Genomic DNA, 19,223 nt, shown 5'->3' on the forward strand with positions numbered 1-19,223 from the left:
GATGCAATGACCGACAATCGCTTCTTCAATCGATCGGAGCTGATCGGAATTCTGTTGCTTGCGGTGTTCCTGGTCCTGGTTCTGCCGCTCACGCTCGATGTCTTCAGGCTCAATCTGGTCGCCAAATATCTGACCTATGCCTTCGTCGCGCTCGGATTGGTGGTCTGCTGGGGATATGGCGGCATTCTCAGCCTCGGCCAGGGCGTGTTCTTCGGGCTCGGCGGCTACTGCATGGCGATGTTCCTCAAGCTCGAGGCATCGAGCGTGGAGAACACGAAGATCCAATCCACCCCCGGCATTCCCGACTTCATGGACTGGAATCAGATCACCTCGCTGCCGCTGTTCTGGAAGCCCTTTCACAGCCTCACCTTCACCATCGCCGCCATCATCCTGGTGCCCGGCATCTTCGCCCTGATCATCGGCACCGCGATGTTCAAGCGCCGGGTCGGCGGCACCTACTTCGCCATCATCACCCAGGCGGTCGCGGCCATCCTCACCATCCTGATCGTGGGACAGCAGGGCTACACCGGCGGCATCAACGGCATGACGGATCTGCGGACGCTGAAGGGGTGGGATATCCGGCCCGATCACGCCAAAATCGTGCTGTACTTCTTCGAGGTCGGATGCCTGCTCGTCTGCATCATGATCGCGCAATTCATCCGGCACTCCAAGCTCGGGCGCATCCTGGTGGCGATGCGCGAGAAAGAGGACCGGGTCCGCTTCTCGGGCTATAGCGTCGCGAACTTCAAGATCTTCGCCTTCTGTATCGCCGCGGTGTTCGCCGCGATCGGCGGCGCCATGTTCGCGCTCAATGTCGGATTCATGTCGCCGTCCTTTGTCGGCATCGTGCCGTCGATTGAAATGGTGATCTACACCGCGGTCGGTGGCCGGTTGTCGATCCTGGGCGCAGTCTACGGCACGCTGCTGGTCAATTTCGCCAAGACCAGCCTGTCGGAGACCTTTCCCGAATTGTGGCTGTTCGGACTGGGCGGGCTGTTCATCGCCGTCGTCCTCGCGTTCCCGAACGGCCTTGCCGGGATCTGGGGCGATTATGTGCAGCCGCGCATCGACCGCCTGATCTCCTCGCGCAACCCCAAGCCCGAAGGCTGGACCGACAGCTCGGTCGCCGACGGCGCGCCGGCAGAGTGAGGAGATCATCATGCTCATAGGTCATCACGATGCCGATACCACGCTGGCGGTGAGGAGATAGGTCATGCTCGTCGGTCATCACGATGCCGATGCCACGCTGACAGTGAGGAGATAGGTCATGCTCGTCGGTCATCACGATGCCGATGCCACGCTGACAGTGAGGAGATAGGTCATGCTCATTGGTCATCAGCCCAAGGAATTCCTGCTCGCGGTCGAGGCACTCACCGTGTCGTTCGACGGGTTCAAGGCGGTCAACGACCTCTCGTTCTATGTCGACGAGAACGAGATCCGCGTCATCATCGGTCCCAACGGCGCCGGCAAGACCACCGTGCTCGACCTGATCTGCGGCAAGACCAAAGCAACGTCCGGCTCGATCCAGTTCCGCGGCAAGGAGCTGACCCGGATGAAGGAAAACGAGATCGTCAAGACCGGCGTCGGCCGCAAATTCCAGAACCCGTCGATCTACGACGATCTCACGGTATTCGAGAATCTGGAGATCTCCTATCCGCGCGGCCGCTCCGTGTTCGGTGCGCTGACCTTCACCCGCGACGCCGCCGTGCGCGACCGGGTGCATGAAGTCGCCGAAATGATCTTCCTGAAGGACCGGCTGAACGTGAATGCCGATTTGCTCAGCCACGGCCAGAAGCAGTGGCTCGAGATCGGCATGCTGCTGATCCAGGACCCGGACCTTTTGATGCTGGACGAGCCCGTCGCCGGCATGAGCGTTTCCGAGCGCGCCAAGACCGCCGAACTCCTCAACCGCATCATCAAGAATCGCTCGGTGCTGGTGATCGAGCACGACATGAAGTTCGTCGAGGACATCGCGCACAAGGTCACCGTGCTCCACCAGGGCCAGATCCTGTCGGAGGGGACGATGGAGAGGGTGAAGAACGACCCCAAGGTCATTGAAGTCTATCTGGGGCACTGAGATATGGCGAAGTTGGATGAGTTCGCAGCGGCAATGACGGTCCACCTCTCCCCTTGTGGGAGAGGTCGGATTGCATCGTCAGATGCGATCCGGGTGAGGGGTATCTCTCCACACATCACACTGCCTTTCGCGTCGGCAGATGCAGACCCCTCATCCGGCGCGGACTTCGTCCGCGCCGCCTTCTCCCACAAGGGGAGAAGGAAGAAGTTCGCGGCCGAGCTGTTTCACCAGAGTTCATACTCAATCTAGGAGCGCGGCAATGCTGGCAATCTCCGATCTTCACGTCGCCTACGGCCAGAGCGAGGTGCTGCACGGGCTCAATGTCAAGGTCGCCGCCAACGAGATCGTGGCGATCATGGGCCGCAATGGCATGGGCAAGACTACGCTGATGAAATCGCTGATGGGAATCCTGCCGGCGAAGAGCGGCTCGGTCAGCATGGACGGCGCCGAGCTCGGCAGCCTGCCGAGCTATGAGCGCGTCGCCAAGGGCCTCGCCTATGTACCGCAGGGCCGCATGATCTTCTCGACCATGACGGTGAAGGAAAACATCGAGACCGGTCTGGTCGTCTCCGGCGGCACCGAAGTCCCCGCGGACATCTACGAACTATTCCCGGTGCTGCTGGAGATGAAGGGCCGTCGTGGCGGCAATCTCTCCGGCGGCCAGCAACAGCAGCTCGCGATCGCGCGCGCTCTCGCGACCAAGCCCAAGGTGTTGCTGCTGGACGAGCCGACCGAAGGCATTCAGCCCTCGATCATCAAGGAGATGGCGCGCACGCTGAAGCGCATCCGCGACGAGAAGGGGCTGTCGATCGTCGTGTCCGAGCAAGTCCTGAGCTTCGCGCTCGATATCGCCGACCGCGTGCTGGTGATCGAGAACGGCGAGATCGTGCGCGACGACCCGCGCGACGCCGTCGATGCCGCGCAGGTCTCGAAATATCTGTCCGTCTAACCAACCGTGTAAAAGGGGAGCATCTCGATGCCAGAGACACTGATCAAGGTCGATCTCACCAAGTCGGCTTACGATAATGACATGGTGCATAACCGCTGGCACCCCGACATCCCGATCGTGGCGTGGGTCAATCCCGGCGACGATTTCATCATCGAGACCTATGATTGGACCGGCGGCTTCATCAAGAACAACGATTCCGCTGATGACGTGCGCGACATCGATCTGTCGATCGTGCATTTCCTCTCGGGCCCGATTGGCGTCAAGGGCGCCGAACCCGGTGATCTCCTGGTGATCGACCTGCTCGACGTCGGGCCGATGAAGGAGAGTCTCTGGGGCTTCAACGGCTTCTTCTCCAAGCAGAACGGCGGCGGCTTCCTGACCGACCACTTCCCGCTGGCGCAGAAGTCGATCTGGGACATCAAGGGTCTCTACACCTCGTCGCGTCACGTCCCCGGCGTGAACTTCGCCGGCCTCATCCATCCCGGCCTAATCGGTTGTTTGCCCGATCCGAAGATGCTGGAGACCTGGAACAAGCGCGAGGCCGAGCTGATCTCGACCGATCCGACCCGCGTGCCCGGACTTGCCAATCCTCCATTTGCGGCGACCGCGCATGGCGGCCGCGCCAAGGGCGATGTGAAAGCCAAGATCGGTGCAGAAGGTGCGCGCACCGTGCCGCCGCGCGAGCATGGGGGCAATTGCGACATCAAGGATCTGTCGCGCGGCTCGAAGATCTACTTCCCGGTCTACGTGCCCGGCGCCGGCCTCTCGATGGGCGATCTGCACTTCAGCCAGGGCGACGGCGAGATCACCTTCTGCGGCGCCATCGAAATGGCCGGTTGGCTGCATCTGAAGGTCGAGGTGATCAAGGACGGCATGGCGAAGTACGGCATCAAGAACCCGATCTTCAAGCCCTCGCCGATCACGCCGAACTACAAGGATTATCTGATCTTCGAGGGCATCTCGGTCGACGAACAAGGCAAGCAGCACTATCTCGACGTTCACATCGCCTATCGTCAGGCCTGCTTGAATGCCATCGAGTATCTGAAGAAGTTCGGCTACTCCGGCGCCCAGGCCTATTCGATCCTCGGCACCGCGCCGTGCCAGGGCCACATCTCCGGGGTCGTCGACGTGCCCAACGCCTGCGCCACGCTGTGGCTGCCGACCGAGATCTTCGACTTCGACGTGATGCCGTCGTCGGCAGGCCCGATCAAGCATATCACCGGCGATATCCAGATGCCGATCTCGCCCGACAAATAGTCCCTGCGCGACGGGATGTGGGACGGCACGGATTTGCCGCCCCGCATCCGCGGCGGAGCATGTTGAACAGGCACTAGCGTAGGGATGAAGCGATGCCGGTCTATGAATATCTCTGTGACAATTGCGGTCCGTTCAAGGATTTGCGCCCGATGGCGGAATGCGACGATCCGCAAAACTGTCCGCATTGCGAGACGATGGCGCCGCGCGTGATCCTGACCGCACCAAATTTCTTCTGCATGCCGTCGGAGAAACGCAAGGCGCATGCCGTCAACGAACGCAGCACGCACGCGCCGCAGACGCTCGCGCAATACAGGGCCTCGCATGGGCCCGGTTGCGGCTGCTGCTCGTCGGGCAAGACCGTGAAAGACAAGGGCTCGGCGGACAAGACCAAGCCGAGCCGGCTGGTGACCAAGACCAGGAGCGGTGCCAAGGGCTTTCCCACCGCGCGGCCCTGGATGATCAGCCACTAACGCCCGCAGCAATCTCAGACGAATAAAAAGACAGGAGCGCGCAATATGCTTCACGGTGACATTTCCAGCAGCAACGACACCGTCGGTGTCGCGGTGGTCAACTACAAGATGCCCCGCCTCCACACGAAGGCCGAGGTGCTCGACAACGCCCGCAAGATCGCCGACATGCTGGTTGGCATGAAGGCCGGCCTGCCCGGCATGGACCTGGTGATTTTTCCGGAATATTCCACCCAGGGCATCATGTACGATTCTAAGGAGATGTACGAGACCGCCTCGGCGGTGCCCGGTGAAGAGACCGCGATCTTTGCGGAAGCCTGTCGCAAGGCCAAGGTGTGGGGCGTGTTCTCGCTGACCGGCGAGCGCCACGAGGAGCATCCGAACAAGGCGCCCTACAACACCCTGATCCTGATGAACGACAAGGGTGAGATCGTGCAGAAGTACCGCAAGATCATGCCGTGGGTGCCGATCGAGGGCTGGTATCCCGGCAATTGCACCTATGTCTCCGACGGTCCGAAAGGGATGAAGGTCAGCCTGATCATCTGCGACGACGGCAATTTCCCGGAGATCTGGCGCGACTGCGCCATGAAGGGTGCCGAGCTGATCGTGCGCTGCCAGGGCTACATGTATCCGGCCAAGGAGCAGCAGATTCTGATTTCCAAGGCGATGGCGTGGGCCAACAACGTCTATGTCGCCGTGGCCAACGCCGCCGGATTCGACGGCGTCTATTCCTATTTCGGTCACTCCGCGATCATCGGCTTCGACGGCCGCACCCTCGGCGAATGCGGCGAGGAGGATTACGGCATCCAGTACGCCCAGCTCTCGAAACATCTGATCCGCGATGCGCGCCGCAATGGCCAGTCGCAGAACCATCTCTACAAGCTGGTCCATCGCGGCTACACCGGGATGATCAATTCCGGCGAGAGCCCGCGCGGCGTCGCGGCGTGCCCGTACGATTTCTACAAGAACTGGATCGCCGATCCCGAAGGCACCCGCGACATGGTCGAGGCGATGACCCGCTCGACGCCGGGGACCGACGAGTGTCCGATCGACGGCATTCCGAACGAGGCCGCGCCGAGCAACTATTAGGTTGTTGTTGCTGCTGCGCCGGCAAGAGGCATGGTGCGCCCTTTTCGGAGAACCGGCTCGCAATGTTCTTAATGCTTCTGCTGTGTGGGCTTGCGCGGCGGGCGCGGGGCAACGGGCGGTGAGGGTGTCCCGCTCATCTTGTTGGCGGCCTCGCTGATGTCGAGCAGGGTCTTGCGACCGTCCTCGAGGTAGCTCGCCGACTTCTTTCGCATGGTGTCGGCGAGCTCGTGCATTTCCTTGATCTTCTCGAACATCTCGTCGGCCTTGCCGTCGGCGAAGCCCGGCACCACGCTCTCGATCTTCGTGACCGCCTTGTCGAAGCCCGCGAACGCATTGTCGACCTTGAGCATGACCGCGTCGATCTCGTCGCCCTTGCCTCTGAGATCGGCCGTGTAGTCCTCGAACGTGCGCAGGCCCTCCTTGATCGCGGGCGCGTTGCTGACGATGGTGCGGTCGACGCTGTGCAGGGTATCGACGATGGTTTCGGCATCGCTGAGGTCGGCGGTCAGCACCGGGATGCCGTCCTCGTCCAGCGGCACCGGTGGCGCGGACGGCGCGCCGCCGATCAGCGAGACCGCGGCAACGCCCGTGAGGCCCTGGAACTCGATGCCAGCCACGGTGTCCTTGCGGATCGGCGCAGCATTGTCGAGCAGCACCAGCGCCACCACCTTGCGGGGGTTGTCCAGCTTGATCGACAGGATCTGGCCCGCCGGCACGCCGTCGAAATTGACCGGGCCGCCGCGGCGCAGGCCGCTGGCTGAACCGCCTTCGAACACCACGCGCAACTGGCTGCGGCTCTGGATGGACCGCCATTTCTGCACGCCCAGTAGGCCGCCGAACGCCACGGCGATCACCGCCAGCGTCGCCGTCCCGATCACCAGATTGCTCGCGCGTGCCATACAGGGGTGATTCTACGGCCAAAGCGGGGAGTTTGGAAGGATGCTTCGGTCGTGATGTTAAGTAGGGCGGGTTGGCTCTAAAATCCGCCCTACGGCTTCAATGCCCGGCGGCGCGCTTGGCCGCAGCGTTGTTCAGCACGATGAGCGCATCGACCGCAACGCCGGTCCTGGGGTTGATCAGGAACGGATTGACGTCGATCGAGGCGATCCGGTCGCCGGCATCCGCGATCAGGTTGGACAGGCCGACCAGCGCCTTCACCGCGGAGGGCTCGTGCAACGCCGGCTTGCCGCGATAGCCGCGCAGCTTGACGCCGGCCTTGGTGCGGCCGATCAGCAGCCGCGCCTCGGTCTCGTCCAGCGGTGCGCCGGCAAGCGCCACGTCCTTCATCAGCTCGATGTCGATGCCGCCGGTGCCGAACAGCACGACTGGCCCCATCTCGGCGTCGAGCGAGGCGCCGACCACCAGCTCGAGATCGGCCTTGACCTGCTGCGCGATCAGGATGCCATCGAGCTTCGGCTTGCCCTTCAGCTTCTTCACCCGCGCCGTGATGTCCGTAAACGCCTTTTTCACCTCGGCCGCACTGTTGAGGTTCAGCACCACGCCGCCGATGTCGGATTTGTGCAGGATCTCGGCGCTGACGACTTTTGCCACGACCGGATAGCCGATCTGCTTGGCGATCTTCACCGCCTCCGCCGCCGTCTGCGCGATACCCTCCTTCGACACCGGGATGCCGTAAGCCTTCAGCAGCTTCTTCGAGGCGACTTCGTCGAGCGCGGCGCCGGTCGCCGATCTCAGCGCCTTCTCCAGCACGGCACGCGCGGCAGGCTTCGAGCTGGAGACGATATCAGGCACTTCCTTGCGCAGCCTGGCATAGTCGAGCAGCGATTTGATCGCAGTGACTGCGCGGTCCATGCCCTGCATGACGGCGAGGTGCGGCAAGGATTTGCGCAAACCCTTGGTGAACTCGGTGAAGCCGATCGACATCGCGCTGATATAGATCACGGGCTTCGAAGCCCGGCTCGCCATCTCGTCGACGATGCGCAAATTGCGCTCGCGCAATTCATGGGGGCCTTTGGCAGCTCGGCATCGACGATCACGATGTCGATGTCGGGATCGTCGATCATCAGCTTGATCGATCTCATGTAGACGGAGGGATCGACCACCGCGGCAAAGCCGGCGTCGAGCGGGTTGCCGACGATCGAGCCCGGCCCGAGCATTTTTGCAAGTTCCGAGCTGACATGCGGGCTCAGCGGCGCGAAGTTCAGGCCCGCCGCATAGAAGGCGTCGATCAGCATGCCGCGCTTGCCGCCGGACAACGTCACCGCGGCAAGCCGGTCGCCTTTGGGCACCGCGGCGTGAACGAAGCATTCCGTGGTCTCGATCAGCTCGTCCAGCCCGCCCACGCAGATCACGCCCTCGCGCGTCGCGATCGCATCGAACGTCTCGATCGAGCCGGCGAGCGCTCCAGTGTGCGCCATCGCGGCGGCGCGGCCGCCCTCGGACGATCCGAGCTTGAGCGCGATCACCGGCTTGCTGGCGGCGCGCGCGGCCTTGCAGGCATCGCGGAATGCCTTGGTGTTGCGGACGCCTTCGAGATAGACCACGATCACCTTGATGCTCGGATCTTCTGCGAAATAGCGCATCAGGTCCGGCGTCTCGAGCCCGGCCTCGTTGCCGGTCGTGACCATGTAGCCGACACCGACGCCGCGATCTTCCAGCGCCTGGCGGATCGCCATGACGATGGCGCCGGACTGCCCGGCGATCGCCACCGGGCCCTGTTCCATGGTGACGATCCGGTCGTCGATGTTGGTGAAGAGCTTTTCACCGGCGCTCAAATTGCCGAGGCAGTTCGGACCGGTGACCGCGAGGCCCGTCTCGCGCACCGCGGCTTGCAATTCCGCGGCGAGCTTCTGGCTCTCCTCATCCTGCAATTCGCTGAAGCCGGAGGTGACAATGGTGGCGGATCGCGCGCCGGCGGCGGCGGCGTCGCGGATCACCTGCACGGCAAAGCGCGCCGGCACCAGCACCAGGACGTGATCCGGCTTCTCCGGGAGGCTCGCAAAGTCCTTGTAGCAGGGCACTCCCCAGATGGCGTCGCGCTTGGCGTTGACCGGATAGAGCCCGCCCTCGAAGCCGTATTTGACCAGATTGTTCCAGATGCGCTCGGCATAATTGCCCGGCTTGTCGGTCGCGCCCACCAGCACGATGTTGCGCGGATGCAGCATGGCATGGATGCCCCTGACGATGTCGCTGGCGTCCGGCCGCGGGGCCCATGAACGGGGAGACGGAGAAACCGCGGGCGCTTGAGCTTCCATGACGCATCCTCATCTTTTGTTATTGTTGCTGGCGGTGGTTCTGTTTTGTGCGATGTCTGCCGAGGGCATTTGCGAAGCGTAATGCCACGTGACGGAATGGCGGGGCGTCACGCGAGAACGCTAACATCGCCGGAGTTTTGGCGAAAGTGCGGACAATTCTTGTGGCGCGCTGACGAACATTCGGCAGCATCCTCGCGCCGGTGAAGGGTCCACCCATCCAACAGCGCGCGATGAGCTCACCAGGTCTCACGCGGCCGTGACGGCGATGCGATGCCTGCGAGCAGCACGGCGAGAATGCCGGTGAGGAAAATGCCGTCGAACGTCCCGGCACCGCCGATCGAAGCGACGGGAGCGCCGAGGCTACCGATCTTGTCGAGATTGAGGAGGTCGGCTCCGATCAACGTTCCGATCGAGCCGCCGATATAGGCCAGTGGTGCTGCGTGTTCACGCGACAGCAGAAAAGCAAGGATCGCTGTCGCGACCACGGGCGCAAAGACGGGGACCGCGATTCCGACACCCGGCACGGGCGTTGCCGACATGTGCATGATGAGAGCGATGGCGACGACCGCGATCGTCGCTTTCAGCCAGAGCTGATAGCGGAGCACCAGATAGGTCGACATCATCGTCGGAATGACGGCACCGCCGACATTGACCGCGAGCACGGTGCCCGGCCATTGCGTCACCAAGGGCACCACGTACCGCATGCCGAAGAAATCGACGATCTCGCCGGAACGCACCACTTTTGACGGCAGCACCGTGATCGGGATGTTGAAGTAGCTGCCGATCAACGAACCGAACAGCAGGAACAGCGCAACTCCTGGACCAACCCCGAGCCGCATATAGGCGTAGCGCAGGATGCGGAGCTGGACCAGGATGATCAGCCCGGCAAACAGCAGCACCAGGACGGAGAACAATCCGGGCGTGATCGGCAGGTACTGGGCCTGGCTGTGCATGGTCAAACTCGGGCAGAGAATTCCACTGCAGCATCCCACGAGATACTGGCAATGACAAACCTATCCGCCGGTTCCGATCAAGCTGGCATGAAGGACGTAGCGCTCCGGGCCGGGCGTGACGGCATCGAATGGCCAGCAGGTCGTGAGTACGAGTTCGTAATTCTGCGTCGCAGGATCAATGCCCGATGCGTCGAAACGGACGACGCTGGAGGCGTCCGCGCGATAGCGAAAGTGCTTGCCGTCGGCGCGCGTGATCTCGATCACGTCACCGATGGCAACATTGCGCAGGAAGCGAAAATGCGTATCGCGATGCGCCGCATAGACGGCAACACCGCGTTCGCCGGCATCAACCGTTTGGTCGATATGGCCGGGACCGAAGGCAAGCGCCTGGCCGCTCGTGCCGGTGAGCACGATGGCGCTGGCGCCGATCCGCTTCACCTCGATCCGTGCCACCGGCCAGGTATCGGCCCAGGACCATGGCTTCACCGGCTGACCGGTCGCGATGCTGCTGTCGAACGCGCGCTCCAGCAATATCTGTGCGAGCCAGGCCTTGGCATGGATGTAGGCGCCGTCGCCGAACAGGATGATACCGACGATGGCAAGAGCGAGAGGAGAGATGGGGCGGGGCATTGTGTTCAGTTCCCGTCATTGCGAGGAGCAAAGCGACGAAGCAATCCAGGCTGTCTCCGCGGATGGATTTCTGGATTGCTTCGCTTCGCTCGCGATGACGAATTCGATTGAGATGGCGTGTTGAAAAAAGCGCGCGCGGCTGTTGAGACGGGGACGGGCAGCCGCGCGCGCAAGGAGAGGAGTTCGGGGGCTCCTCTCTCAAGCGGCGTCAGTGAGCAAGGGCTGACGCCGGTTGAATACGAACAGGATCAGGGCGAGCACGATCAGGATCAGGCCTGCGATCATCTTCAGCTCGGCCGAGGTCGCAGTCTTGGGCAGCCGGATTGCATCGGGCGCGACGGGTGCCGCCCGCCTGGCCGAGGCTTGGCCCGCATCGGCGCGTCGCTCGCGCAGCTCTGACGGTGCCTGCTGCGGCCGCTCGCCAAAGATCTTTGCGAAATCCCAGCCGGCTGGCAGGTTGATCGGCATCTCGCTGAGCTTGAGCGGCTCGCCTTCGGGGCGGCGCGGCGTCTTGTCGACGGCAACCAGGCTGGTCAGCCGCGTGACGATCTGGTGATCGAGTGCCAGCGCCAGGATGGCCTTGTCGGCATCTTCCGGCGTCATCTCGCGCAGCGTGCGCGCCACTTCCGCATCGGCGATCTTGCGCCTGGCCCACAGCTTTGACAGGCCCTTGCCTTCGGCGGCATTTTGCAGCGGCAGCGTCACCGACCACGGACGGTCGCCGACCCGTCCCTTGATTTCCAGCGAACCTGCGAGCTTGTCGAGCTTCGCCGCCAGCACCAACGGCTCGTCGCGATAGACATCGGGAATGATCGCCGGCGTGACGTCGGCCTTGACGTCGGCGTTGGCCTCGGAGAATTTTACGGTGAGGCCGGTCACGGCGGGATTCTCCAGCTTGGCGAACAGACCGCGCATGCGCTCCTCGACCTGCTCGACCGAGCCGATATGGGTGAAGGCGCCGCGACCAAGCTCGGCAGCGCGTGTCATCAGATAGGTGTTGGGCGCGGACCCGATGCCGACCATGAAGACGCGCGAGCGGCCGCGCATCGCCGTGATGGTTTCGAACAATTGCTGCTCATTGCCGATCGCGCCGTCGGTCAGGAACACGACCTGGCGGACCATCCTGGTCTCGCCCAGACTGTCGGTCAGCGCCGCGCGCATGGCCGGTACCATCTCCGTGCCGCCGCGTGCCTGCAGCGCGCCGACGAACGCGGTCGCCTGGCCGACATGCGCGGCGTCGGCCGGCACCGAGGCCGGAAACAGCACGTCCATGGTGTCGTCGAAACGAATGACGTTGAAGTGGTCGGTCGGCTGAAGCCGGCCGAGTGCGTAGAGCAGGCTCGCTTTGGCCTGGACGATCGAGGTGCCGCCCATCGAGCCCGAATTGTCGATCACGAACACGACCTCCCGCGGCAGCGGCTTTCGAGTGGTCTGCTCAGCGGTTGGAGGCGTGACGAAAGCGAGCAAATAGTCGGCATCGCCGACATGCTCGCGGAACAGGCCGACCGACGGCGCCTTCTCTGCCGCCGGCTTCCAGGTCAGCTCGAAATCGCGATCGGCGGGCACGGCGCCGTCGGCGAGTGTGACGACGCGCGTGGCCTGTCGGGGCTCTCGATCTTGACGTTGTGGTGGTGGCTCTTCACCTCGCCGAGCGCAAAGCCGGCCTTCAGGCGCACCGTGATGCTGGTCGGATTAACTGGCGCGTTCTTTGCGGGATCGAGCACGGGTGGCGAGATGCGGTCGCGGTCCGGCACCGGGTCTGACGTGCTCGCGCCCCAGCCGGAGCCGTCGTTGCGGAAGTCGACGCTCTGCACGATCGGCGCCGGATTATAGCGCGGTCCGACCACCAGCGGCACCCGCAGGGAATATTCACTTCCGGATTGATGCACCGGCTCCTGATATTCGATCTGAACCAGCACGGTTTCGCCGGGGCCGATATTGGCGACCGAGTTGGTGAAGATGTTAGGCCGCTCCTGCTCGGTCAGCGCGGCGGTCTGTCCGGCGCGGCGCGCCTGCTCGTAGATGATTCGCGCCTGCTGACGCTCCTTGATGTCGCCAACGATGACGCGGTCGCCGATCACCATCTTCAGCGTGTCGACCGCACCGTCGGCGGCAAGCGGATAGACATAGGTCGCCTCGACCCAGTCCTGGGTCGGGTTGCGGAAGACCTGCGTGATGCGGGCGCGCAACGTCGGGCCGGATACCGTGATATCGACGTCGATGCCGAGGCGGATGGCTTCCGTCGTGGCGCCGTCCTCTTTCAGGAGGAGGGTGCCGGAGCGGGCATCGCCGGGCTGAAGCAAGCTCGCCTGCTCCGTCGTCGCCGACCAGCCCGGCTCGAAGCTGACCAGCAGGGCCACGAAGCTGACCAGAAGCACGGCAACGCCCTGCACCAGAAGAAACAATCCGAGCCTGATCAGCTTGCCCAGGAGGGGGTGCTCGCTGCTGTCGACCGCGTCGTAATTGTCCATTTGTCCTGCTCCCGAAGGGTGTTGACGGCGCCGAGCATCCGCCGGGAGGGCTGGATTGCGCGAGCAGAATGATCGGCAATGTTCCGCCGCGGCCGGCCGCGGGCCCGCCCCGCTCCGGCCGTCCGGTGCGGTTTTGTGCTGACTTGTCCGTCCTGCTAGAGTGTTGCTCGTGGAGCAGGGTTAACGATGCAGACGCAGGACAAACTCTCCGACAGGCAGCTTTCGGACGAGCAAAGCCGCGAGGTCGCCGAGACAATTCGCGAGGAGATCGCCAGGCGCCGGATCTCGCGACAGGCGCTGGCCGAGCAGGCCAAGCTCAGCCTGTCGACGCTGGAGAAGGCGCTCGGCGGTCGCCGGCCGTTCACGTTGGCGACCACGGTCCGGCTGGAGCAGGCGCTGGGCGTCTCGTTACGCAAAAGCGCGGTCGTGGTGGCGTCTCCGGCCGGCAACGATGTCGCGCCCGACAGCCTCGGCTCCTATTCGCATCGCGCGGTGACCTGGCTCGAAGACGTCTACATCACGCTGCGGCCGTCGTTCGGCGACAAGGATGCGATCTTCGCCTATCGCACCGAGATCGTCTGGGAGCCAAAGGTGTCGTCGCTGGTCTTCCGCGAGGGCGAGCGGACCGATACGGCCTATGAGCACACCGGCGAAGTTGCGGTCCCGCACCAGTCCGGCTTCATCTACCTCGTCATCAACAAGCACGGCCAGCACCGTGTGATCACGGTGTCGCGGCCGACGGTGGCCGGCGAGATGTATGGTATCATCTCGACGCTGCGCGCCGGCTCCGGCTCGCAGCTGACGCCGATCGCAGCGCCGATCGCCTATGTGCCGGCTGCAAACATCGGCGATCCAGCTGTGGGCCGTATCGCCTCCGACCATGCGAACTACAAGCTGTATCGAGATCACCTGCGGCGGACGATCGACGAATCCTTTGCGCTGTTCTTGCCCGCCTAGACTGGCGCCCGAATTGCCGCCCCGCGCGAGCATGCCCGTGACAGAAGAACAAGCGCCCGAAAGAACGGCGCTTTGGTCAGGCGCTGATGACTTTCTTGTCGGCTTCCGAGGTCACCGAAAATTCCTTGCGCAAGGTCGGCTTGTGGATCTTGCCGGTGGCGTTGCGCGGCAGCGCATCGACGAAACGAACCTGGCGCGGGCATTTGAAGCGTGCGAGATTGGCCGCGCAGTGTGCGAACACGTCGGCCTCGGTCAGCCTTTGCCCGGGCTTGAGCGCGACGATGGCAAGGCCAACCTCGCCCCATTGCGGATCGCCGATGCCGATCACGGCGGCCTCCGCGATTGCGGCGATCTGATGCAGCACGTTTTCGACCTCGGCGGGATAGACGTTCTCGCCGCCGGAGATGTACATGTCCTTCCAGCGGTCCACGATGTAGTAAAAGCCTTCTTCGTCGACGCGCGTGGCATCGCCCGTGTGCAGCCAGCCATCCGTAAAGGAAGTTTTGTTCGCCTCCGGCCTGTTCCAGTAGCCGGGCGTGATGTTCGGCCCCTTGACCCAGAGCTCGCCAAGTTCGCCGATCTCGGCGTCGCTGCCGTCGGGCCGCACGATGCGCACCTCGGTGTGCAGCACCGGCTTGCCCGCCGAGCCTGCCTTGCGTGCCGCATCCTCGCGGTCGAGCACCAGCACGGCCGGCGAAGTCTCGGTCATGCCGTAGCCTTGCTGGAGCGCAACGCCACGGGCTTCCCAGACCTTCAGCAGCGGCACCGGCATGGGCGCGCCGCCAACGCCGCCGACGATCAGCCGGCCGAGATCGGTCGTCGCGAACGCCGGATGCTGCGCCATGAACTGGTAGATCGCGGGCACGCCGAAGAACACGTTGATGCCCTGCGCGGGATCGTCGATCAGGCCGAGCGCCGTGCCGGGATCGAACGCGCGCATGATCATCACGGTGCCGCCGGCATGCAGCACCGGATTGGTGTAGCAATTCAGCCCGCCGGTGTGGAACAGCGGCAGCACGGTGAGCAGCACCGAAGACGGCCCGATGCAGGCGGGGCCGCCGAGATTGACGCAATTCCAGAAGGTCATGCCGTGGGTGATGGTGGCGCCCTTCGGATGTCCCGTGGTGCCCGACGTGTACATGATGGTCGAAACGTCATCGAGCGTGACCTCTTCGATGCGGTCGAGCGGCTTTGCAGCGGCGATGCCGGCCTCGTACGCGCCGCCGGGGCCGAGTAGCAGGCTGGCGGCAACGCCGCAGAGCTTGGCCACAGTCAGTGCGGTCTCGGCCAGATCAGTGTCGTGGATCATCGCCTTCGGCGCGCAATCGGCGGTGATGAACTGGAGTTCGGGAACGGTGAGGCGGGTGTTCAGCGGCACGAAGACAGCCCCGAGCCGGCCGCAGGCGAACTGTACCTCGAGCGTATCGGTCGTGTTCAGCGCCAGGACGGCGACACGGTCGCCGCGCGAGACCTTCAGCGTGTCGCGCAGGAAGGAGGCGAGATGCGAGACACGTGCGTCGAGCTGCGAATAGGTGAAGCGGCGATCGCTTGCGAGATCGATAACCGCGACCTTGTTTGGCGTGCGGCGGCCGTGATGAACGATCCAGTCGTAGTAACGAACGGCCAAAATTCCCTCCCTTGGCGGTCTGGCGCCACCTGCGTTCTTATTGCCGTGCACCATGCCCGGCGTGGCCCTGAGAGGCCAGCCGGAGTTTTGTGTGCCGCGTCTTGATTTGGAGTTGGCCTGCGAGGGACGAAAATCGTCTTGCGTTGAGTTGCTAGCCCATCGCCCGTGCGAAACGGCATCCCGGATCAGCCACTCCGCGCAAGTGAGCCGCCGACGTTCCGGTGATGGTGAACGCAAGGAATCGCCGTCAGCGAGGCGAAAGCGCAATGACAAGCCCGTACTATACCGCCGAGCACGACGCCTTCCGCGACGTGATGCGCCGTTTCGTCGAGAAGGAGATCGAGCCGTTCGCCCATGAATGGGACGAAGCCGGCGAATTCCCGCGCACGCTCTATCGCAAGGCCGCCGGGATTGGACTACTGGGGCTCGGATTTCCCGAGGAATATGGCGGGATCGGCGCCGATCAGTTCATGAAGATCGTGGCGAGCCAGGAGCTGGCACGTGCGGGTGCCGGCGGCGTCAGCGCCAGCCTAATGAGCCACACCATCGGCGCGCCGCCGATCGCGCGCGCCGCGCGTCCCGAGGTCAAGGCGCGGGTGCTGCCGCAAGTGCTATCAGGCGAGAAGATCTCCGCGCTTGCGATCACCGAGCCGGGCGGCGGCTCCGACGTTGCGAACCTCCGCACCAAGGCGCGGCGCGACGGGGACCACTACGTCGTGAGCGGCGAGAAGACGTTCATCACCTCCGGGATGCGCGCCGATTATCTGACCGTTGCCGTGCGCACCGGCGGCGAGGGCGCAGGCGGCGTCAGCCTGCTCCTGATCGAGGGCGACACGTCCGGCCTGTCGCGCACCAAGCTGAAGAAGATGGGCTGGTGGGCGTCCGATACCGCGACCTTGCATTTCGACGACTGCCGCGTGCCGGCCGAGAACCTGATCGGCGAGGAGGGCCACGGCTTCAAGATCATCATGCACAACTTCAACAGCGAGCGCATCGGCATGGCGGCGAGCTGCACCGCCTTCGCCCGCGTCTGCCTCGACGAGGCGATTGCCTACGCCAAGGAGCGCAAGACGTTCGGCAAGCCGCTCGCGCAGCACCAGGTGATCCGGCACAAGATCGTCGACATGGCGCAGAAGGTCGCTGCAAGCCAGGCGATGCTGGAGCTGCTGGCCTGGCGGCTGGAGCAGGGCGACAGCCCGGTCGCCGACATCTGCATGATGAAGAACCAGGCGACGCAGACCATGGCGTTCTGCGCCTCGGAAGCCGTGCAGATTTTCGGCGGCGCCGGCTTCATGCGCGGCATCAAGGCCGAGCGCATCTACCGCGAAGTCAAGGTCAACGCCATCGGCGGCGGCACCGAGGAGATCATGAAGGATCTGGCGAGCAGGCAGATGGGGTTGTGAACTTCCGTCATTCCGGGGCGCGCAGCGAAGCGGAGCGAGCTATGGTGCGCAATTGCGCACCTGAGAATCCATCGGGCCTCATGTACCGCAGAGAAATGAATTCCGGGCTCATCGCTTCGCGATGCCCCGGAATGACGATGGAGAGACAATGCTTTTCACCGCCGACCACGCCTGCTTGCAATACTGGGGCGGAATGGGCTTTACCAACGAGACGCCGGTCAGCCGTGCCTGTCGCGACAGCCGTCTGACCTCAATCGGCGGCGGCGCCGACGGTCATGCTGATGGTCTTGTGCAAGACGATGGGAACGCTGCCCGGCAGCAGAGGGAATGCTTGATGATCACGCTCTATCATTGCGACGCCGCGCGCTCGTTCCGTCCGCTCTGGATGCTGGAGGAGATGGGGCTGCCGTATGAGCTGAAGATGCTGCCGTTTCCCCCTCGGGTGTTCGCCAAGGAGTATCTTGCGCTCAATCCGCTGGGCACGATTCCCTTCCTGGTCGATGGGGAGACGAAGATGACGGAATCCTCCGGCATCTGCCACTATCTCGGCATCAAACACGGCCCGACGCCGCTGATGGTGGATCCCGAGGATGCCGCCTATGGCGCGTTCCTGAACTGGATGTATTTCAGCGATGCGACGTTAACCTTCCCGCAGACGCTGGTGCTCCGCTACACCCAGCTCGAGCCGGAGGAGCGCCGCAATCCGCAGGTCGCCGGCGACTACGCCAAATGGTTTCTGGGGCGGCTGCGCGCGGTCGAAGCCGCGACCGCGAATAGCGAAACCCTGTGCCCCGGCCGCTTCACCGCCGCCGACATCGTGATCGGCTACGCGCTGCGGCTGGCCGACAATATCGGGCTCGCCAAGGATTTTGGGCCGAATGTCGCGGCGTACTGGATGCGCCTGCAACAGCGCGAAGGCTTCAAACGCGCCGTCGCGGCGGAGCAGAAGGCCGGAATCGAGCAGAACATCGCGCCGAGGGTGAGGGCTTAAGACTAGTCGTCCCGGCCTTCGCCGGGACGATTGTTGTTGAAGAGTTCCGGGTCGTCCGCGACCCATCCCGGAACGCCGATCTTTTGCGCTCCATGACAGCGCTACCGCGCCGTGACAGTGCCCAAATTTCCGCTAAGGTGCCTCGTCCGCAGCGGCCAGAGAGCCGTCGCGAGGAGGACCGCCAATGGAAGATCCGGGTCGCGAATCCGACCATCTGATGCTGATCACGCCGGAGCGGGTGTTTTACGCCGGTCTGCTCGGCCGCCCCCGCAAGCGGACCCCCGGTTGCTGCCATGTCTATGTCGCGGTCAAAGGCAATTTGCATCTGACGATCGACGACGTCCACGCCACCGGCGAATTGCTGGTGACCCTGCCGAACCAGCGGCACTCCATCGCCAGCGACTATCGCACTGCGATCAGCGTCACGCTCGAGCCGGAAAGCATGCCGAACGGCGTGATCGAGGCGCTTGCGGAGCGGCTCTCCGGACCGGACAAGGCTATATATGTCCGCAAGATCCTGGCCGCTTACGCGCTGCTGCGGCAGCGCCGCTACGGCGATATCACCACCGCCGAATTCGACGAGATGTGTTTTGGCGAGGCGCTGCCGCGCCGCGCGCTCGACCCCCGCGTGATGCGCGCTGTCGCCCGCATCGGACGCTTCACGGGCGAGCCGGTGACGGCGGATACATGCGCCACGGAAGCCGGCCTGTCCGCCTCGCGCTTCCTGCACCTGTTCAAGGAGGAAACCGGCATCTCGTTCCGCTCCTTCCGCGCCTGGAAACGGGCAAGGCATCTGCTGCACTTCGCCAACCAGGACCTCAACCTCGCCCATCTCGCGCAGGATATCGGCTATCCCGACTCGACTCATTTCAGCCATTCGATCCGTCGCTTCTATGGATTGAAGCCTCGCGCGATCTTCGTCGGCTCGCGCGATCTCGCGATTTATCGCAGCAGCGAGACGGTGAGGCTGGCGGAGGCGAGCTAGCAACGCTCTCGTAGGGTGGGTAAAGCGTAGCGCGCCCACCACTTTCGTCAGGCTTGGAGACATGGCGGGCACGGCGCAAGAGCGCCTTTGCCCACCCTACGATTCCTCGTTTTCCGCTAGCTTCTCCGCGCAAGAAGCAGCACGCCGCGCGT

14 protein-coding genes and 2 pseudogenes are annotated in these 19,223 nt (G+C 63.7%); 10 read left to right on the top strand and 6 right to left on the bottom strand.

Going from position 1 to position 19,223, the window contains the following annotated elements; translation table 11 throughout:
* The first annotated feature begins 6 nt into the window (after positions 1 to 6).
* The 6 genes from urtC to AB8Z38_RS25150 all read left to right on the top strand — a co-directional run bounded on the left by urtC (position 7) and on the right by AB8Z38_RS25150 (position 5,839).
* A complete protein-coding gene (gene urtC, locus AB8Z38_RS25125; protein ID WP_369720438.1) occupies positions 7 to 1,149 on the top strand; it encodes an urea ABC transporter permease subunit UrtC in 1,143 nt (380 codons plus the stop codon).
* A gap of 172 nt (positions 1,150 to 1,321) precedes the next feature.
* A complete protein-coding gene (urtD, locus tag AB8Z38_RS25130; RefSeq protein ID WP_369720439.1) occupies positions 1,322 to 2,077 on the top strand; it encodes an urea ABC transporter ATP-binding protein UrtD in 756 nt (251 codons plus the stop codon).
* Between the two features lie 259 nt (positions 2,078 to 2,336).
* Positions 2,337 to 3,026, top strand: a complete 690-nt coding sequence (gene urtE, locus AB8Z38_RS25135; protein WP_369720440.1) for an urea ABC transporter ATP-binding subunit UrtE — start codon at positions 2,337 to 2,339, stop codon at positions 3,024 to 3,026.
* A 27-nt stretch (positions 3,027 to 3,053) separates the two neighbouring features.
* The gene (gene fmdA, locus AB8Z38_RS25140) at positions 3,054 to 4,283 is read left to right on the top strand and encodes a formamidase (RefSeq protein ID WP_369720441.1); all 1,230 of its coding nucleotides are present in this window, start codon (positions 3,054 to 3,056) and stop codon (positions 4,281 to 4,283) included.
* A 92-nt stretch (positions 4,284 to 4,375) separates the two neighbouring features.
* Entirely contained in the window at positions 4,376 to 4,753 is a 378-nt protein-coding gene (locus AB8Z38_RS25145) for a zinc ribbon domain-containing protein (protein ID WP_369720442.1), read from the top strand.
* 45 nt (positions 4,754 to 4,798) lie between these two features.
* Positions 4,799 to 5,839, top strand: coding sequence for an aliphatic amidase (locus AB8Z38_RS25150; RefSeq protein ID WP_369720443.1), 1,041 nt, complete (start codon positions 4,799 to 4,801; stop codon positions 5,837 to 5,839).
* A 68-nt stretch (positions 5,840 to 5,907) separates the two neighbouring features.
* Here AB8Z38_RS25150 and AB8Z38_RS25155 read toward each other — a convergent pair whose 3' ends face one another.
* From AB8Z38_RS25155 to AB8Z38_RS25175, 5 genes and pseudogenes are all read right to left on the bottom strand, one after another.
* Entirely contained in the window at positions 5,908 to 6,738 is an 831-nt protein-coding gene (locus AB8Z38_RS25155) for an MlaD family protein (RefSeq protein ID WP_369720444.1), read from the bottom strand.
* A gap of 97 nt (positions 6,739 to 6,835) precedes the next feature.
* A pseudogene (locus AB8Z38_RS25160) lies at positions 6,836 to 9,054 on the bottom strand (acetate--CoA ligase family protein).
* 236 nt (positions 9,055 to 9,290) lie between these two features.
* A complete protein-coding gene (locus tag AB8Z38_RS25165) occupies positions 9,291 to 10,007 on the bottom strand; it encodes a DUF1614 domain-containing protein (RefSeq protein WP_369720445.1) in 717 nt (238 codons plus the stop codon).
* Between the two features lie 60 nt (positions 10,008 to 10,067).
* The gene (locus AB8Z38_RS25170; RefSeq protein ID WP_369720446.1) at positions 10,068 to 10,637 is read right to left on the bottom strand and encodes a class GN sortase; all 570 of its coding nucleotides are present in this window, start codon (positions 10,635 to 10,637) and stop codon (positions 10,068 to 10,070) included.
* A gap of 198 nt (positions 10,638 to 10,835) precedes the next feature.
* Positions 10,836 to 13,108: pseudogene (locus AB8Z38_RS25175) on the bottom strand (marine proteobacterial sortase target protein).
* Between the two features lie 186 nt (positions 13,109 to 13,294).
* On the opposite strand from AB8Z38_RS25175, the gene AB8Z38_RS25180 reads away from it, so the two are divergent.
* Positions 13,295 to 14,065, top strand: coding sequence for a multiprotein-bridging factor 1 family protein (locus AB8Z38_RS25180; protein ID WP_369720447.1), 771 nt, complete (start codon positions 13,295 to 13,297; stop codon positions 14,063 to 14,065).
* A gap of 76 nt (positions 14,066 to 14,141) precedes the next feature.
* Here AB8Z38_RS25180 and AB8Z38_RS25185 read toward each other — a convergent pair whose 3' ends face one another.
* Complete coding sequence (locus AB8Z38_RS25185; RefSeq protein WP_369720448.1) at positions 14,142 to 15,692, bottom strand: long-chain fatty acid--CoA ligase; 1,551 nt, start codon at positions 15,690 to 15,692, stop codon at positions 14,142 to 14,144.
* Between the two features lie 266 nt (positions 15,693 to 15,958).
* Between AB8Z38_RS25185 and AB8Z38_RS25190 the strand changes: the two genes are divergently transcribed.
* From AB8Z38_RS25190 to AB8Z38_RS25200, 3 genes are all read left to right on the top strand, one after another.
* On the top strand, positions 15,959 to 17,095 hold the full coding sequence (locus tag AB8Z38_RS25190; RefSeq protein ID WP_369720449.1) for an acyl-CoA dehydrogenase family protein: 1,137 nt from the start codon (positions 15,959 to 15,961) through the stop codon (positions 17,093 to 17,095).
* 334 nt (positions 17,096 to 17,429) lie between these two features.
* Positions 17,430 to 18,086 carry a glutathione S-transferase family protein gene (locus AB8Z38_RS25195; RefSeq protein WP_369726602.1) on the top strand — a complete coding sequence of 219 codons (657 nt, stop codon included), beginning with the start codon at positions 17,430 to 17,432 and terminating at the stop codon, positions 18,084 to 18,086.
* Positions 18,087 to 18,270: 184 nt separating this feature from the next.
* Positions 18,271 to 19,071, top strand: coding sequence for a helix-turn-helix domain-containing protein (locus AB8Z38_RS25200; RefSeq protein ID WP_369720450.1), 801 nt, complete (start codon positions 18,271 to 18,273; stop codon positions 19,069 to 19,071).
* The last annotated feature ends 152 nt before the right edge of the window (positions 19,072 to 19,223 follow it).

Origin of the sequence: Bradyrhizobium sp. LLZ17 (genome assembly GCF_041200145.1) — a bacterium.
Taxonomy (GTDB): Bacteria; Pseudomonadota; Alphaproteobacteria; order Rhizobiales; family Xanthobacteraceae; genus Bradyrhizobium.

What these genes read in the sequence shown, in the direction of transcription:
- urtC (WP_369720438.1), top strand. Translation starts at nt 7, where the DNA reads ATGACCGACAATCGCTTCTTCAATCGATCGGAGCTGATCGGAATTCTG.
- urtD (WP_369720439.1), top strand. Translation starts at nt 1,322, where the DNA reads ATGCTCATTGGTCATCAGCCCAAGGAATTCCTGCTCGCGGTCGAGGCA.
- urtE (WP_369720440.1), top strand. Translation starts at nt 2,337, where the DNA reads ATGCTGGCAATCTCCGATCTTCACGTCGCCTACGGCCAGAGCGAGGTG.
- fmdA (WP_369720441.1), top strand. Translation starts at nt 3,054, where the DNA reads ATGCCAGAGACACTGATCAAGGTCGATCTCACCAAGTCGGCTTACGAT.
- AB8Z38_RS25145 (WP_369720442.1), top strand. Translation starts at nt 4,376, where the DNA reads ATGCCGGTCTATGAATATCTCTGTGACAATTGCGGTCCGTTCAAGGAT.
- AB8Z38_RS25150 (WP_369720443.1), top strand. Translation starts at nt 4,799, where the DNA reads ATGCTTCACGGTGACATTTCCAGCAGCAACGACACCGTCGGTGTCGCG.
- AB8Z38_RS25155 (WP_369720444.1), bottom strand. Translation starts at nt 6,738, where the DNA reads ATGGCACGCGCGAGCAATCTGGTGATCGGGACGGCGACGCTGGCGGTG.
- AB8Z38_RS25165 (WP_369720445.1), bottom strand. Translation starts at nt 10,007, where the DNA reads ATGCACAGCCAGGCCCAGTACCTGCCGATCACGCCCGGATTGTTCTCC.
- AB8Z38_RS25170 (WP_369720446.1), bottom strand. Translation starts at nt 10,637, where the DNA reads ATGCCCCGCCCCATCTCTCCTCTCGCTCTTGCCATCGTCGGTATCATC.
- AB8Z38_RS25180 (WP_369720447.1), top strand. Translation starts at nt 13,295, where the DNA reads ATGCAGACGCAGGACAAACTCTCCGACAGGCAGCTTTCGGACGAGCAA.
- AB8Z38_RS25190 (WP_369720449.1), top strand. Translation starts at nt 15,959, where the DNA reads ATGACAAGCCCGTACTATACCGCCGAGCACGACGCCTTCCGCGACGTG.
- AB8Z38_RS25195 (WP_369726602.1), top strand. Translation starts at nt 17,430, where the DNA reads ATGATCACGCTCTATCATTGCGACGCCGCGCGCTCGTTCCGTCCGCTC.
- AB8Z38_RS25200 (WP_369720450.1), top strand. Translation starts at nt 18,271, where the DNA reads ATGGAAGATCCGGGTCGCGAATCCGACCATCTGATGCTGATCACGCCG.